We start from the raw sequence: 14,362 nt of genomic DNA, 5'->3' as shown, positions 1-14,362 counted from the left end.
CGCAGTTCCGCCCGCCCGTCAGGAGACGAACTCCGTATGTACCGCGCAAGCATGCTCTCCACAGCCGTCAGCACAGCAACTCTCGCCTGCGCTCTCAGCGTCACCGCGCCCGCCAGCGCCTCCATGGCCGCCTCTCCCGTCCCCACGGGCACCAGGGTCATCACCACCAGCGAGACCTTCACCGTTCCCCTCGGCGTCGAAGGTATCCAGGTCCGCGCGTGGGGAGCAGGCGGCGGAGGAGGTGGCGGAGGGACCGGAAACACCCCGGGCTTCGACAGGTGCACCGGAGGGGGAGGCGGCGGCGGAGGCATGGTCGAAGGCAACGTCACCGTCCTCCCCGGCCAGCGGATCACCGTCACCGTCGGCCAGGGCGGAACCGGCGGCTCCCTCGGCGTCAGCGGCGGAACCGGCGGGAACAGCACCATCACCACACCCGGCGGTACCACCCTCCTCAGCGCCGACGGCGGAAACGGCGGCGGTAAGACCGGAGAACTCGGCGGAGCCGGCGGAAGCGGTACCACCACCCCCGACACCGCACTCGGCGGCGGTGGCTTCGTCCGCGCGGGACGGACCGGAAGTTCCGGTACCTGCGTCGGCTTTGACCGCCCCACCGTCCCCAGCAGCCGCGGCGGCGGAACCGTCGACGAAGGCAGCATCAACCCCACCGAAAGCCGCGGGACCGGGGGAAGCGGCGGAAACCTGGACCCCGACCCGCACCCCGGACAGGCCGGGAACCCCGGCCTGATCATCCTCCGCTGGTAGCACCCGTACCCGCACCACGCGCCGCCGAGCGGGATGTGCGCCGGGACCAGCAGGTCCCGGTAGCCCTTCCAGGAGAAGCTCCCGCGAGCCCCCTTCGCCGGGAGACGGCGGCAACACCGGGCACCAACACCTGCCCGGATGGCCCTTCGCCGCGGCGCGGTCGGCCGTACCGGCCGGAGCTCGTCCTTCTGCCTTCTGTCTCTGGGACGGTTCCGCCCGGCTGGATGCCCGGCGGGGCCTCCCTCGGTGGTCTACCAGGGGGCGACGGCGCGGACGACGGTGATCAGGAGTTGTCCGCCGTGGACGCGGTAGTGGATGACGACGAACGGGCCGATGGCCGCCGTCCGCAGGTCCTTGTCACCGCGGACGGGGTCGGAACCCTTGCCGTAGGGGTCACGGCCGATCCGGTCGGCGATCCGGTTCTTCACCTGGCCGCGCACCGCCGGACCGAGGGCGGCCAGACCGTGTTCGGCCTCGGGGCTGTAACAGATCCGGTAACGGCTCACGGGGCGACGGGGTTCCCGTCCTCGTCGACGACACCGCTCCAGTCCCCGGCGTCGATCCGGGCCACGATCTCCGCGTCCTCCTCCCGGGCCTCGTCCGGCAACGCGAACTCCATGATCGCGACCTGCCGGACCAGCTCCAGCGGCGTCGACCCGATGACCCGGTCGAACTCGGCCCTGCGCCCCTCGTCAGGAAGCCCCGCACGAATCTCGGCCAGCGTGTTCGGCAACCGCACCCGCCGACCCCGCACCACAGCAGAAAGCACACCACACCCCCGAAAGGACCGCGGAACCTGTCCCGTCAGGCTGCCACAACAACCAACCCCCACGACAGGGGCGGACAGCCACACGTCGGAGTGAAACGACCGGGGCGACGCACCTCCTTGAGGTGCACCTGGCACACCCGGTACATACCCGGAACACCCCGGCGCCGCCGTGGAGGACGAGCCGTCCGGCCGTTGCGGCCTGGCGGAACTCCACGGCGGCGCCACGAGAGGGGTGCGGGTCAGCTAGTGGGTCAGTTGGTGGGGAAGTTGTCCGCGGTCCTGATCTTGTCGCGGACCCAGACCCCGGCCTCCTTCAGTGAGCCGGTCCCGGGGCCGGGGCCGCCCGCGCTACAGGTGCCCGTCTTGAAGGCGGCGCCGGAGCGGTGGTCGTCGGAGTAGTTCCAGTTGACCCAGCTGATCTTCTTGGCGGCCATCACATCGAGGTACCGCTGGGTCATCGGGAAGTTGTTGCTGCCCTCGCCCGCCGCGTTCTGGGTGCCGAACTCGGAGACGAAGACGGGCAGCTTGTCGGCGGCGCGGGAGAGGCCGTCGAGGTAGCGCTGGCCGTGCGTCGCCGCGTAGAAGTGGAAGGTGTACATGATGTTCTGGATCTGGAGCGGGTTGTTCACCACCTCGGACTCGTCGGTGGGGCCGGAGAGCCCGAAGGACGCCCAGTCGGGGGTGCCGACGAGGACCGGGGTGTCCGGGTCGAACTGGCGGATGTGCGGGATGAGGTCCTCGGCGTAGGACTTGACCGTCCACCAGTCCACCCGGTTGCCCTGCCAGTTCTTGCCGTTGGGCTCGTTGGCGATCTCGAAGAGCAGGTTGTTCTTGCTCCGGTGGCGCTCGGCGATCTCCTTGAAGAACTTCTTCGCGGGCGCGATGTGCGTCCAGGGGTCGCCGTCGCCGAGGGTCGCGTCGTTGCCGTCGCCGAGCATGTGCCAGTCCACGATGACGTACATGCCGCGCGCCGTGGCCTTCTCGATGAGGTCGTGGACCTGGTTGGTGTACTTCACCGGGTCCTTCAGGTAGCCGTTGTCGACCGCGTCGACGTACATGGAGACCCGCAGGACGTCGGCCTTCCAGTCGTTGGCCAGGACATCGAGCGAGCCGTTGTTGTAACAGCCGGGGAACCACCCGATGCCGTGGGTGGACATGCCGCGCAGCTGGATCGGCTTGCCGAACTGGTTACAGAGCTTGGTGCCGCAGACCTTGAGCTGCCCGTTGATCGCGACGGGCGATCCTGCGGGGGCCTGGGCCTGGGCCCTGGCCTCCGGGACCGCGGGTCCGGCGGCCGGAACCGGGGCCGCGGGGGCGGCCGGGGCCGCGGTGAGGCCGAAGGCGAGTGCGGCGGCGATCGTGCCCGCGCCGGCGAACGAACGCATGCGGTTGCGTGAGATGTCCATGGGTCTCCCTTGCCTGGTGATCGGGTGGGTGAGACTGACAGGAAAGTTTCCTGACAGTAAAGGGGTCGAGCAGCCTGTCGCAAGAGACAGGACGGCAAAGATTGCCGGGAGTTTCGCGCGGGGCCCAAGGGCCGAACCCCGGCCCCGCGCCGCCTCGCACGGGGCCCGTAGCGGCCCGGCGCGCCGGGCCGCTACTGCTTCACGTCGTCGTACGAGCGACCCACCTTCAGCCCCTCGACGTCATGCGTCACATCGTGCGCCTCGGCCCCGTACAGCCCCCACTTGGGCTGGTTCGCGCTGTCCCAGGTCCGGCCCTTCCACTCCTGGAGGTTGTTGGTGAAGGTCTGCTTCTGCCCGTTGAACCACAGTTCGATGGAGCCGTCGCCGGACCGGTCGGAGAGGTTCAGGCCCAGGACGATGTGGTTCCAGTCGTTGGCCGCGATCGGCTTCTGCCAGACGACGTCCGGCGACGACTGGTTCGGCGGGCGGTGGATCAGGGTGAGCTTGCCGTCGATCATCTTGAGGACGACGGGCCAGTTCTGGTCGGCGTTGGGGTAGGACTTCCACTGGAAGATCGCGTTGTTGTCGACGGTGCTGGACAGCCGGCTCTCCCAGCCCAGGTAGTACTTCGCCGTCGCCCCCGGGCCGGGGTCGAAGTTGTGGTCGACACCGTTCAGGGCGATGCCCTTGCTCTCGCAGCGGGGGGAGCCGACCGGCTTGTGGTAGCGCCAGATCTTGCCGCGCCAACTGCTGGTCGGGGTGGTGATGCTGCTGGGCGCCGCGCAGTTGCTGCCGATGTGGGCGAAGACGCCCGTGCCGTTCGCGGCGTCGCCGTCCCAGATCGGCGCCGCGTGGGCCTGCCCGGCGAACAGCGTCATCGACGAGGCCACGGCGGCCAGGGCGGTCCCGGTTCCTCTGCTCAGGTTCATCTTCATGTCCGTGCTCCTTGGTTGTGTCGGGAAAGGCGCGTCGGGAGGGGCGCGTCGGGAGGGTTTGGTCCGCCGACCCGGCCCGCCCCGGCCGCTGAGGGCCGGGCAGGTCCGGTCGGTCGGGCAGGTCCGGTCGGTCGGGCAGGTCCGGTCGGTCAAGGCACCGGGTGCCCGGGTGCCCGGTGTGTCAGCAGTACAGGTTGGTCCCCGGGGTCGCGCCGAGGATCTGGGTGAATGCCTGGTAGGCGCTCACCCGGCTCTGCACCTCCGCCGGCTTGCGGCCACCGCACTCCTCGGTGCCGTTGATGCTGCGGATCGTCTGGCCGAACCCGGCACCGTCGATCATGGCCTTGTGCGGGGTCATGATGCCCGCGCCGCTCTGCGTGTTCCAGAACCAGAGGGCGGTCTTCCAGGCGACGGCCGGGTCGTTCTCCACGAGCCAGGGGTTGTTGAGCAGGTCGATGCCGAGCGCGTCGCCCGCGGCCTTGTAGTTGAAGTTCCAGCTGAGCTGGATCGGGCCGCGGCCGTAGTACGCCGCCTGGCCGGCCGGGCAGCCGTACGGCTGCGTCCAGTCGCAGTAGTGGGGGTAGTTGGCCTTGTTCTGCTCCACGATGTGGACCAGGCCGCCGGTCTCGTGCTTCACGTTGGCGAGGAAGGCCGCGGCCTCCTGGCGCTTGACGGTGTCACTGCCGGTGTTGGCGAAGCCCGGGTAGGCGCTCAGGGCGGTGACCAGGCCGCTGTAGGTGTAGAAGGGGTTCCGGTTCGGGAACATCTGGTTGAACTGTGCTTCGCTCACCGGGAACCCGCTGGGCTGGGGGGTCTCACCGCCCGTGCAGGTGTGGGGGGCCCAGTACCAGGTGCTGATGATCGGGTCGTAGCCCGGGTTGTCGTTCTTGGCGATGTAGTGGCGGCCGTCGGTGTACTTGACGACGGTCCCGGCCGTGTACCAGGTGCCGGCCGCCCAGTTCGGCGCGGCGGAGCAGGTGCTGCCACTACCGCTGCCGCTGCCGCCGCTGCGGACGAACTTCCAGGTGATGCCGTTGACGACGCCGAGGTCGGTCGGGGCCAGCTTCTGGAAGGCGGTCTGGCTGAGGTCGATGTGCTCCGGGCCGCAGGACGGACACTTGTCCTTGACGGGCACGGTGATGGTCCGGCCGTTGTAGCTGACCTCCACGGAGACGCCCCCGCAGAGCTCGTCGTTGTTGGGGTTGGCCGAGGTCCACCAGGTGTGGGAGACGGCGACCAGGTCCTCGACGGCGGCGTTGATCGGGGTCCCGCAGGCACCGAAGCCCGCGTCGTTGTAGTAGGTCATCTTGCCGGTACGGGCCTCGCCGACGGGTATCGCCGCGAACGCGGCGCCCGCACCGAGCACGGTGCACAGCGCCGCCCCGAGCAACCCGGACGCCCAACGGCCGATGTTCTTACGGGGCTTCACTTTTCCTCCTGCGGAGCACCGCCGGACCCCACGGGGCACCCGGCGAACGAACGGAACGGATGGAGCTGATGGAGCGGACGAGCGGACGAGCGGACGAGCGGACGGAGCGACGGTGACGGCTCTCCTCCGCCGGGAGGCCGCACTTCCGAAGACCGTGGAGCCGATACTGCCCAGGAGGGGTCAACAGTTTGTCAACGTACTCACGACACCCGGCGGCGGAACGAGGGCGTCCCGCCGTCCCGGCCCGCCCGGCGCCCGACGCGGGGCCGGGCGTGCGAGCGAGTGCCGCGACCGGCCGCGGCGACGGCCACCGGCGATATCCGGACGACCGGCCCGGGACGTCACGGCCGCCCCGCCGACGACGCCGCCACCCGGCTGTCCGGAAACCGGCGGGCCGTCCTCGGCGGGAGGGCAGGACCGCGCGACCGCCCCGACCGGCCGGAGTCCTCATCAACACACGGTCAACAACCGTGTAAAACCCACGTGGTCGAGGATGCCGGTACAGGTGATGCGGAAGCCGCACCCGACGCGGCACCCGCGACGATCGGACCGCATCGTGTCCTCACACGAGGCCGTCCGGGGAGTGCGACGCCTTCGCGCTCGGTGGGGTGCTGGTGTACGCGGCCTGCGGGGAAGGGGCCGTCCGATCCCGGGGCGTTGCTGACCCCCGGGCCCGGGACGCCGGGCTGATGGTGTCGCTCCCGCCCCGCCCGGGGCACCGTCCGGGACGGCCGCTGTGGGCCGCTGACCTGCCCGTCACCGTCTTCGTGCCCCAGCTCTACGCGCTGGGCCCGACCCTGGTGGTGCACGACGGCCCCTGCTCCGCCGCCGCCTTCGACCCCGCGACCGGCGCCCTCCGCTGGAAGCACGGGAGCGGGGCCGGCAAACGCCCGGTGAACGAGAACACCACCCTGTCCTCAGGGGCGAGGGCCGTGGGCAGCGACGGCACCACCCTGGTCGCCTCCATCGGGTCCGTCACCTCCGCCCTGGCGGAGGGAGTCGGGCTACTGATCGTCACGGAGGTCACGGACGTCATGCACGTCATGCACGTCACGGACGGGATGCACGTCACGGACGGGATGCACGTCACGGACGGGATGCACGCGTACGGCGTTCCCGGTGGTCTTCCCCGGTGTGCTCGGCCTACCGCCAGAGCCAGCGGACGAACGCGACGAAGCCGAACACCCAGACGGCGAAGAAGCCCAGCACCATCAGACCCATGCCGATACCGATCAGACGGTCGGTGAGCGTACGCCGCTCGTCCTGCGGCTCGCCGTCACCGTCCCTGTCGGGGGTGAACGCGGCCCAGTCCTGGTCGACGGGCCGGCCGAGATGGGCCGCGCAGGCTTCGCGTACCGCCGCCAGTTGCGCGGCGGCGAAATCGGTGGTGGCGAGGGATTCCGGGCCTCCCCAGGCCAGGGCCACCATCCGCTTCGGCGGGGTGGAGTAGCGCGCTTCGAACGCGGCCGTCTCCGCGGGGTCCCGGTCCGCTTCGAGGTATGTCCACCGCCCGGCCTCCGCAGGGTCACCGTAGAGCCGGTACACCTCGGCCAGGCGGCGGCGCGGCAGGAGGTCCTGAGGGTAGGTGGTCACCAGGCTGCGCAGTCGCTGCCGGGCCACGGGAATCCTTCCCGCCGCGAGATCCGCGTCCACGCGCGCGAGGGTGTCCATGAGCGTCATACACACATGATCACCGACGGACGGCGCCGGCCCGCACGTATTTTCACGCACCGGCGCCCGGCCGACGGGCCGTCCCGTGGAACGGTCCGTCGGCCGGGTGGGGTGTCGGGTGGAGTCTCGGGCGGTGCGGGGCGGGGTCGGGTGGGGTCGGGAAATGAGTTTGAGCCATGTTGCGGCAGGGCGGGGTGGTCCGTGGCCTGGCGTGGGAAGACCAGGGTGCGACTGTTCAGGCAGGGCTCCAGGAGGTTCGATGGCACAGGACGGACAAGAAGTGGCGGACGGGGTGCGCCTGATCGACGAGGCGCTCGGTTACGTGGTGCCGGCCGCGCTGCGTGCCGTCGCCGTGTGCGGGGTGGCCGACCATCTGGCGCAGGGGCCGCGCACCGCCGGTGAGCTGGCCGCCGCCACCGGCCTGGACGCGGGCGGCCTCTACCGGGTGCTGCGGCTGCTCGCCACGCGCGGGATGTTCACCGAGGACGCCGGGGGCCGGTTCGCCCTGACCGAGGTGGGTGGCCTGCTGCGCAGCCAGGTCCCAGGATCGCTGCGCGACGGCGTGCTGATGCTGACCGACCCCACCTTCTGGGCTCCGGCCGCGCGTCTCGACCACTGTCTGCGGACCGGCACGTCGGTGTTCACGGACGTCTTCGGCACATCGTTCTTCGACCACTTCGCCAAGGACCCCGCGACCGCGGCCGTCTTCCACGACGGCATGGCCGCCATGTCGTCGGTCGAGGACCAGCCGATCGCCGACGCCTACGACTTCACCGGTGCGGGTGCCGATGCGGGTGCGGGTGCCGATGCGGGCAGTGGCACCGGGACCGGGACCGTCGTGGACATCGGGGGCGGCCAGGGCGGGTTCCTCGCCGCCGCGCTCCGGCGCGGCACGGGCCTGACGGGCGTCCTCTACGACCGCGGGCACGTTCTCGCCGACCACGGTCTCGGCAGGCACCCGGACCTCGCGGGGCGCTGGAGCACGGCGGAGGGCGACTTCTTCCAGGAGGTGCCGTCCGGCGACTTCCTCGTCCTCAAGCGCATCCTGCACGACTGGCGGGACGACCAGTGCGTGGAGGTGCTGCGCAACTGCCGCCGCGCCCTCGCGCCGGGCGGCCGGGTCCTGGTCGTCGACGCCGTGGTGCTGCCCGACGGGCGCCCGCACCAGGGAAAGACCCTCGACCTGCTGATGATGGCGTCGCTGGTCGGCCGGGAACGGACACGGGAGGAGTTCCGTGACCTCTTCGCCGAGGCCGGGCTGCGACTGACCCGTGTCGTGCCGACCCCGACCGTGCTCAGCGTGGTCGAAGCGGTCGCCGCCTGACGGGTCCTCCTCCCGCCCTCTCCCCGCAGCGCCGACCGCCCCGTCACCGCCGTCGCGACGCCCGGGCCGGGCCGGAACACCCCGGCCCGGCTCAGGACACCCGGCTCAGTGCACCCGGATCAAGGGGCGCGGGTCCGGGCTCCGGGGCGCGTCCGGGTCCTCGTCCGCCGTCGGCAGCGGGCTGTGTCCCTCGGAATGGTCGTTGACCCAGCCGCACGGTGGACAGGCGTAGCGGCCGTTGATGCCCGCGATGCGGGTCCCGCAGCGCCGGCACTCCGTTTCGGTGATCTCCAGGGCCACCAGGACCGGCTCCTGTGGGGTTGCGAGTTCGGCGTGCCAGCGAGTCATGAGCACACGGTATCCCCGTGACCGCCGGCCCCGCGGCCGGATGCCCCTCCCGCACCGGCCGGTACAGCTGGTGCGGCTGGTGCGGCTGGTGCGGCTGGTGCGGCTGGTGCGGCTGGGACATCCGGTGCGGCCGTGGAGACGCTCGTCGTGCCGTTCGCCCGTCGCCTACGCGTCGTACCAGGCCATCGAGCTCATCCTCCAGCCGACGGGCGTCCGGACGAACTGGATGGTCTTGTGGCCGGAGCCCTCGAACCACTCGCCTTCGCGGAAACCGGACTTGCGGTACTCGCTGAACCGGTGCGCGACCGGCCCGGAGATCTCGGTCCGCTCGGCGACCTCCCATTCGGAGAACTCCGTCAGCGTCCCGTCGGTGAGGATCTTCTTCCGGGGCTCGACGAACGCGTCGAGGTCGTGGACCACGGGCTCGTCCCCGGTGTTCACGACGATCACGCCGTGGGGAAGGAACAGTTCACGGACGGCGTCGACGTCCGGCCTTCGGCCGCCGGTGTTGGTGAACGCGCCGAGGAAGGCACCCATCAGCCGGTCGATCTCCGCCTTGGCGTCGACCCCTGACGCCTCTGATGCCCCGGACGCCTCTGACACCTCTGACGCCTCTGACACCCCGGGAGTCCCGGACCGACCGGACGCCCCGGACAGCCCGGGTGTGCCGGGTGCCCCTCCCGCCGTCGGCCCCTTCGCAGGCCACTCCTCGGAGAGGACCGACCAGATCTCGATGTCCAGCCGTACGCCCCGGTACGAGGAGCGCTGCCGCAGCACACCGTCGCGGGTCATGCCGAGCCGTCGCGCGGCCTCGACGCTGCGGGTGTTGCCCGTCGCGGCCCACCACTCGACCCGGGTCATCCCGCGTTCCCCGAAGGCCCAGTCGATCAGCGCCCGGCACGCCCGGTTCACCAGCCCGCGGCCGGCCCCGTCCGCCTCCAGCCAGCAGCCGATCTCACAGACCCCGGAGGCGGTGTCGAACGTCGTGAACATGACGCCACCGACCAGTGTGCCGTCCCGCCAGATGCCGTAGATCCGGGCGGTGTCCGCGGCCTGCTTGTCGGCGTACCGCTGGAGGACGGCCGTGGCGGAGGCGAGGTCGGCGCTGAACGTCGCCCAGGGTATCCACGGGTCCACATGGGGCCGGGAGCGGTCGATGTGGGCGAGGAACTCCTCCGCGTGCCGGGGCTCCAGGGGGCGGAGCTGCGCGTCGTCGCCGAGCGGCAGTGCGAACACGGGCTCTCTCCTTCTCGTTCCGGCTCGTCCCAGGTACGTAACGAGCGTTCGGTAGGTAAGGTAGCAGCATGCCACCCGCACTTGGAGATCGTGAAGCCCGCCGCGAGGACGTGTCCCAGGCGGTGTGGCAGGTACTCGCCGACAAGGGGTTCGGCGGACTGACCCTGCGTGCCGTCGCCGCCGCGATGGGCGTCTCCACCGGGATGCTCATGCACTACTTCCCGGCCAAGCGGGCCCTGATCGCCCACGCCCTGGACCTGCTGGAGAAGCGCACCGCGGAACGTCCGCGCCGCGAGCGCCCCGCCGAGGGCCTCGCCACCGTACGGGCCATGCTGCTGGACATCCTGCCGCTGGCCCCGGACGACACCGCCCGCAACCGCATCTGGGTCAGCTCCTGGGACCTCGCCCTCGCCGACGACGGACTGGCCGCGGACCAGGCCGACCGCTACACCCGGATGCGCGCCGCGCTCCGCCCGCACCTCGAAGCCGCTCGCGGCCTGGGCGAGCTGCCCGCGACCGCCGACGCGGAGCAACTCGCCGCCGGCGCCGTCGCGTTCACCCACGGGCTGGTCGTCCAGGCCCTCTTCGACCCCGGCCGGTTCCCCGAGGGCGTACAGACCGCCATGCTCGACGCCTTCCTCACCTCGATCGCCCCGCCCCGACGCCCCGACGCCGCCGCGGACAGGCCGGTACCCGGCCGGTAGGCGGGGGGCGGGGGGCGGCCTGGTGGACGAGTCGGACGAGTCGGACGAGTCGGACGAGTCATGGGATGCGGTTCCGGATCTCCTCGCCCGCTTCCCCCGCCCGAGCCGCACGTCCGGGCCGGGGCCGTCAAAGCGCAGGTCGGAAGGTGGCTGGCGGCGACGGGTGTGCTCGGTGGGACGGACCTTCTCGGGCCTCACGGAAATCCTGGACGGCGACGGGCGGACCGGCTGTCCGGCGGGGGCGGCCCGCACCGCGCGGGAAGGGCCGCCCACCGGTGACGGTCCCCTCGTCCCTCTCGCCACCCTGCGACCCGGCCCGGTACGGATGCGCACCACCCACCGCCAGAACCCCACCCCGGCCTGAGCACACACCCCTTGGGGAACACCACCCCGGCCAACGGTCCGGCCCCGGGCGGCGCGTGTCCGCCACGACACCGTTCGGTCGAATCCGACGCTCCGGCACCGCAGTGAGTTGAGGTGAGGTGAGGTCACCGCAGTGCCACCCCACTCACACGACGGCTGACCAGCTGACAGCCCGACCGGAAGGAAACCCCGTGGTCCCCTCACGTACGAGGCATCCTCGCAGCCGCGTCCCGAAGCTCGCCCCAGGGCTCGCGGCACTGACCCTGGCCGCCACGGCTGCCCTGTCCGGCCCGCAGGCCGTGGCGGCGCCGTCCGACGCCACCCCGGCCCAGCAGGAGCAGATGCTGACGGAGATCAACAGGTTCCGCGCCCTGCACGGCGCCGACCCCGTCACCCTCGACCCGACCATCAGCGCCTACTCCCAGAAATGGGCGGACAACTGCGTCTTCGAGTACTCGCCGTCCCCGAGGGAATATGGCGAGAGCATCGGCCAGGTCCTCCCGGAGGACATCGTGGACGGGATCATCCGATGGGAAAAGGAGGGAGAGAACTACGACTACAGCCAGAACACGTTCGACCCCATGACAGCTGACTTCACGCAACTGGTCTGGAAGGCGACGAAGCGTATCGGCGTGGGGCTGGGCACATGCGCCGGCAAGCCAGGCTTCGACGGGACTGATCTCCTGGTCGTAAATTTCGACCCGCCGGGTAACTACTCAGAAGAGTTCATCGAGAACGTGGGCAAGCCGAACTCGGCATGAACCAGCCCCCGGAGTCACAACCGGCAGCGGTAGTGGCAGATCACGGCGCTCCCCCCTGTACGCGCGTACAGGGGGCCGGGTGCGCGGTGGGCGGCGTAGGGCGTAGAGGGCAGGGAGCCGAAGGTGTGGTTCCACGCCTGTCCGGGTTCCTGCCCACCCCCGCAGGGGAGGGCTGACCCGGCAGGCCGGGCCGACCGTCCGGCCGTGAACCGAAAGGCATCCTGTGCGCAAGCTTCTGGCCCTGGCCGTCACCCCGCTGGTCGGCATCGCCGCCGTCGCGGCCCTCAGCACCCCCGCCCACGCCGACGCCACCGGCAAACTCACCGCCCTCGACTCCAGCAGCCTCTACCCGCCCGGACAGGACACCCCGGTCGAGGAGATCGTCAACCCGGCGGCCGGCTGCTACCGGCTGGACGGAGAATCCCAGGGCCCCGTCCCCGTGTCGTTCGAGAACGGCACCAACCAGAACCTCCCCGTCTACGGGAACACCGACTGCACGGAGGAACCAATCGCCACGGTCGACGCCGGAGCCACCTACCAGGATCTCCGCCCCGTCTCCATCAAGGTGGCCTGACCGGACACCGCAGACACCCCGGACGCGGGCAGGTGAACACGCTCCCGGGCTGACAAAGGGGACGGCACCCGGCCCCGGTCGGCAGGCACCGCTCCGTACGCCCCTGAGGGGAGTACGGGCCGGAAGGCCGCCGTGCCCGCCGTCCCTTCCATGTCTGTCGTACGACCCGGGCACCGTCTCGTCCGGCCCCGTTCCCTCTCCGGCGCCCCTCGCTTTCCACCCCTCTGCCCCCATGTCAGGAGTCCCGTAGTGCAGGTTTCCTCCCGCTCTCTGAAGACCGGCCGGACCATGCCGGCCGTGGCGGCTGCCGCCGTCGTGGCCGCGCTGGTCCAGGTCCCCTTGCTCGCCGTACCCGCCCACGCCCACGCCGCTGTCCCGCCCGGCTGCACCGTGGTACCGGTGACCGGCGGCAACCGCGTCACCTGCCTGCTGGGCATCCCTGCCGGACAGACCCTCGACGCCGGGCCCGGCAACGACACCGTGATCATCACCGGAGCCGTCCTGGGCACCGTCAACGGCGGTACGGGGGACGACACCGTCACCGTCACCGGACTCCCCGGCCTCGCAGAGGCCAACGGCGGCGACGGGGTGGGCTCGGGCGGGGTCGTCGACGGCGGTGACGGCGATGACAAGATCACCGTCACCGCCGGCTCCGGCGTCGTCGGGCTCGGGGCGGAGGACGAGGCCGGCGGAACCGGCGTCCTGGGCGCTGTCCGCGGCGGACCGGGCACCGACACCCTCCAGGTCACCGGCGGCGCCGGCAGCACCGTGGGCCTTGAGAGCGGCGGGCCCGGCGGTCCCGGCGTGGGCGCCGGCGGCAGCGTCGACGGCGGCACCGGACCCGACACCATCACCGTCACCGGCGGCTCCGCCGCCCTGGTCAGCCTCCCCGGAGACCGGATTCCAGCTCTCGGCGGCGAGGGCGCCGACGGTGTCGCCGCCTCGGGCACCGTCACCGGTGGCGACGACAACGACATCATCGAAGCAGTCGGCGGCTACGGTGACAAAGCCAGCGGAAACGGCACGGCCGGCACGCTCTTCGGCGGTGCCGGCGACGACCGCATCACCACTGAGTCCCGCAACTTCGTGACCGCTGGCAGGGCTATCGTCGGGGCGAACCAGGCCGGGGCCGGTATCACGTCCACGGGGTCCGTAGACGCTGGAGACGGCGACGACACGATCACCGCCACCGGCGGGCAAGCAGGCAACCTCTCCGGGAGTTCCGGCGGTCCCGGGATCGCGGGAACCGCCAACGGCGGGCCCGGTAACGACACCGTCACCGCCACCGGAGGCGCAGCCGACTCTGGTCTCGGGATCTCCGGCGGGCCCGGGATCTCCGCTTCCGGGACCGTGAACGGCGGCGACGGCGCCGACACCCTCACCGCCACCGGCCGCAACGCCGCCCCCGGCAACGCTGGCACCGTCAACGGCGACGCGGGTACCGACACCCTCCGTGCGACCGCCGCCGACACCGCCCGTACCGGACAGATCAACGTCGGCGGTGATCCGGCCCTGAGCACCGGCCAGTCAGGGGCCACGGGGAACACCGGCACCCTCGACGGCGGCACCGAAGCCGACACCATCACCGCCACCGGCGGGCACGCGGGCAACGGCGGAGACGGAGTCACCAACTCAAACCTCCCCCATTCCCTCCCGGGCTGGACCGGAGGCACGGGCGGAACCGGCAGCAGCGGCACCATCCGCGGCGGCGACGGCGTCGACACCATCACCACCACCGGCGGCACCGGCGGCACCGGCGGCAGGGGCGGAGCCCGGAAGAACGGCGGCACCGGAGGCACCGGCGGTGCGGGCAACACCGGCCTGACCGACGGCGGGAACGACGGCGACAACATCACCGCCACCGGCGGTGACGCCGGAAACGGCGGCGTCGGCGGCGGAAACGGCGGCGGCGGCACCGGCGGAAACGGAGGAAACGGCGGCACCGGAGGCACCGGCAACGCCACCACCGGCACCCTCAACGGCGGTACTGACTTCGGCGTTTCAGGGTGAGGTTGGTGTGTCGAGGGTGAGGCCGGTGCCGGCTATGAAGCCGTCGAGGGTGTGGGGCCGATACTGAAGG

15 protein-coding genes and 1 pseudogene are annotated in these 14,362 nt (G+C 71.4%); 7 read left to right on the top strand and 9 right to left on the bottom strand.

Going from position 1 to position 14,362, the window contains the following annotated elements:
- Nucleotides 1-36: 36 nt before the first annotated feature.
- Nucleotides 37-762: a hypothetical protein gene (locus ACIA5F_RS24280; protein WP_399356325.1), complete on the top strand. Its 726-nt coding sequence runs from the start codon at nt 37-39 to the stop codon at nt 760-762.
- A 251-nt stretch (nt 763-1,013) separates the two neighbouring features.
- On the opposite strand, the gene ACIA5F_RS24275 is transcribed toward ACIA5F_RS24280, so the two are convergent.
- From ACIA5F_RS24275 to ACIA5F_RS24245, 7 genes and pseudogenes are all read right to left on the bottom strand, one after another.
- On the bottom strand, nt 1,014-1,268 hold the full coding sequence (locus ACIA5F_RS24275; RefSeq protein WP_399356323.1) for a type II toxin-antitoxin system RelE/ParE family toxin: 255 nt from the start codon (nt 1,266-1,268) through the stop codon (nt 1,014-1,016).
- Nucleotides 1,265-1,501, bottom strand: a complete 237-nt coding sequence (locus ACIA5F_RS24270; protein WP_399356321.1) for a hypothetical protein — start codon at nt 1,499-1,501, stop codon at nt 1,265-1,267. Before ACIA5F_RS24270 ends, ACIA5F_RS24275 begins: the two co-directional genes overlap by 4 nt.
- Before the next feature lie 281 nt (nt 1,502-1,782).
- A complete protein-coding gene (locus ACIA5F_RS24265) occupies nt 1,783-2,937 on the bottom strand; it encodes a glycoside hydrolase family 5 protein (protein WP_399356319.1) in 1,155 nt (384 codons plus the stop codon).
- 191 nt (nt 2,938-3,128) lie between these two features.
- Entirely contained in the window at nt 3,129-3,872 is a 744-nt protein-coding gene (locus ACIA5F_RS24260; RefSeq protein ID WP_399356317.1) for a heparin lyase I family protein, read from the bottom strand.
- Between the two features lie 181 nt (nt 3,873-4,053).
- The gene (locus tag ACIA5F_RS24255; RefSeq protein WP_399356429.1) at nt 4,054-4,902 is read right to left on the bottom strand and encodes a glycoside hydrolase family 19 protein; all 849 of its coding nucleotides are present in this window, start codon (nt 4,900-4,902) and stop codon (nt 4,054-4,056) included.
- 15 nt (nt 4,903-4,917) lie between these two features.
- Nucleotides 4,918-5,301, bottom strand: a pseudogene (locus tag ACIA5F_RS24250) (cysteine/serine endopeptidase inhibitor); the annotation flags it as partial.
- A gap of 1,143 nt (nt 5,302-6,444) precedes the next feature.
- Nucleotides 6,445-6,981, bottom strand: coding sequence for a DUF6584 family protein (locus tag ACIA5F_RS24245; RefSeq protein ID WP_399356315.1), 537 nt, complete (start codon nt 6,979-6,981; stop codon nt 6,445-6,447).
- Nucleotides 6,982-7,231: 250 nt separating this feature from the next.
- On the opposite strand from ACIA5F_RS24245, the gene ACIA5F_RS24240 reads away from it, so the two are divergent.
- Nucleotides 7,232-8,296: a methyltransferase gene (locus tag ACIA5F_RS24240; protein ID WP_399356313.1), complete on the top strand. Its 1,065-nt coding sequence runs from the start codon at nt 7,232-7,234 to the stop codon at nt 8,294-8,296.
- 105 nt (nt 8,297-8,401) lie between these two features.
- On the opposite strand, the gene ACIA5F_RS24235 is transcribed toward ACIA5F_RS24240, so the two are convergent.
- Together ACIA5F_RS24235 and ACIA5F_RS24230 are read right to left on the bottom strand one after the other, a co-directional pair.
- Nucleotides 8,402-8,644: a hypothetical protein gene (locus ACIA5F_RS24235; RefSeq protein WP_399356311.1), complete on the bottom strand. Its 243-nt coding sequence runs from the start codon at nt 8,642-8,644 to the stop codon at nt 8,402-8,404.
- A 165-nt stretch (nt 8,645-8,809) separates the two neighbouring features.
- Nucleotides 8,810-9,880 carry a GNAT family N-acetyltransferase gene (locus ACIA5F_RS24230; RefSeq protein ID WP_399356309.1) on the bottom strand — a complete coding sequence of 357 codons (1,071 nt, stop codon included), beginning with the start codon at nt 9,878-9,880 and terminating at the stop codon, nt 8,810-8,812.
- Between the two features lie 68 nt (nt 9,881-9,948).
- Between ACIA5F_RS24230 and ACIA5F_RS24225 the strand changes: the two genes are divergently transcribed.
- From ACIA5F_RS24225 to ACIA5F_RS24205, 5 genes are all read left to right on the top strand, one after another.
- Nucleotides 9,949-10,584, top strand: coding sequence for a TetR/AcrR family transcriptional regulator (locus ACIA5F_RS24225; protein WP_399356307.1), 636 nt, complete (start codon nt 9,949-9,951; stop codon nt 10,582-10,584).
- Between the two features lie 172 nt (nt 10,585-10,756).
- Complete coding sequence (locus ACIA5F_RS24220; protein WP_399356305.1) at nt 10,757-10,948, top strand: hypothetical protein; 192 nt, start codon at nt 10,757-10,759, stop codon at nt 10,946-10,948.
- A gap of 340 nt (nt 10,949-11,288) precedes the next feature.
- On the top strand, nt 11,289-11,708 hold the full coding sequence (locus tag ACIA5F_RS24215; protein ID WP_399356303.1) for a CAP family protein: 420 nt from the start codon (nt 11,289-11,291) through the stop codon (nt 11,706-11,708).
- A 223-nt stretch (nt 11,709-11,931) separates the two neighbouring features.
- A complete protein-coding gene (locus ACIA5F_RS24210; protein WP_399356301.1) occupies nt 11,932-12,282 on the top strand; it encodes a hypothetical protein in 351 nt (116 codons plus the stop codon).
- Between the two features lie 297 nt (nt 12,283-12,579).
- On the top strand, nt 12,580-14,292 hold the full coding sequence (locus ACIA5F_RS24205) for a beta strand repeat-containing protein (protein WP_399356299.1): 1,713 nt from the start codon (nt 12,580-12,582) through the stop codon (nt 14,290-14,292).
- The last annotated feature ends 70 nt before the right edge of the window (nt 14,293-14,362 follow it).

The organism is Streptomyces sp. NPDC051567, from assembly GCF_044454165.1.
Lineage (GTDB): Bacteria > Actinomycetota > Actinomycetes > Streptomycetales > Streptomycetaceae > Streptomyces.
Note: the sequence above shows the minus strand (reverse complement) of the source record. Positions and strands in the feature narration are given on the sequence as shown.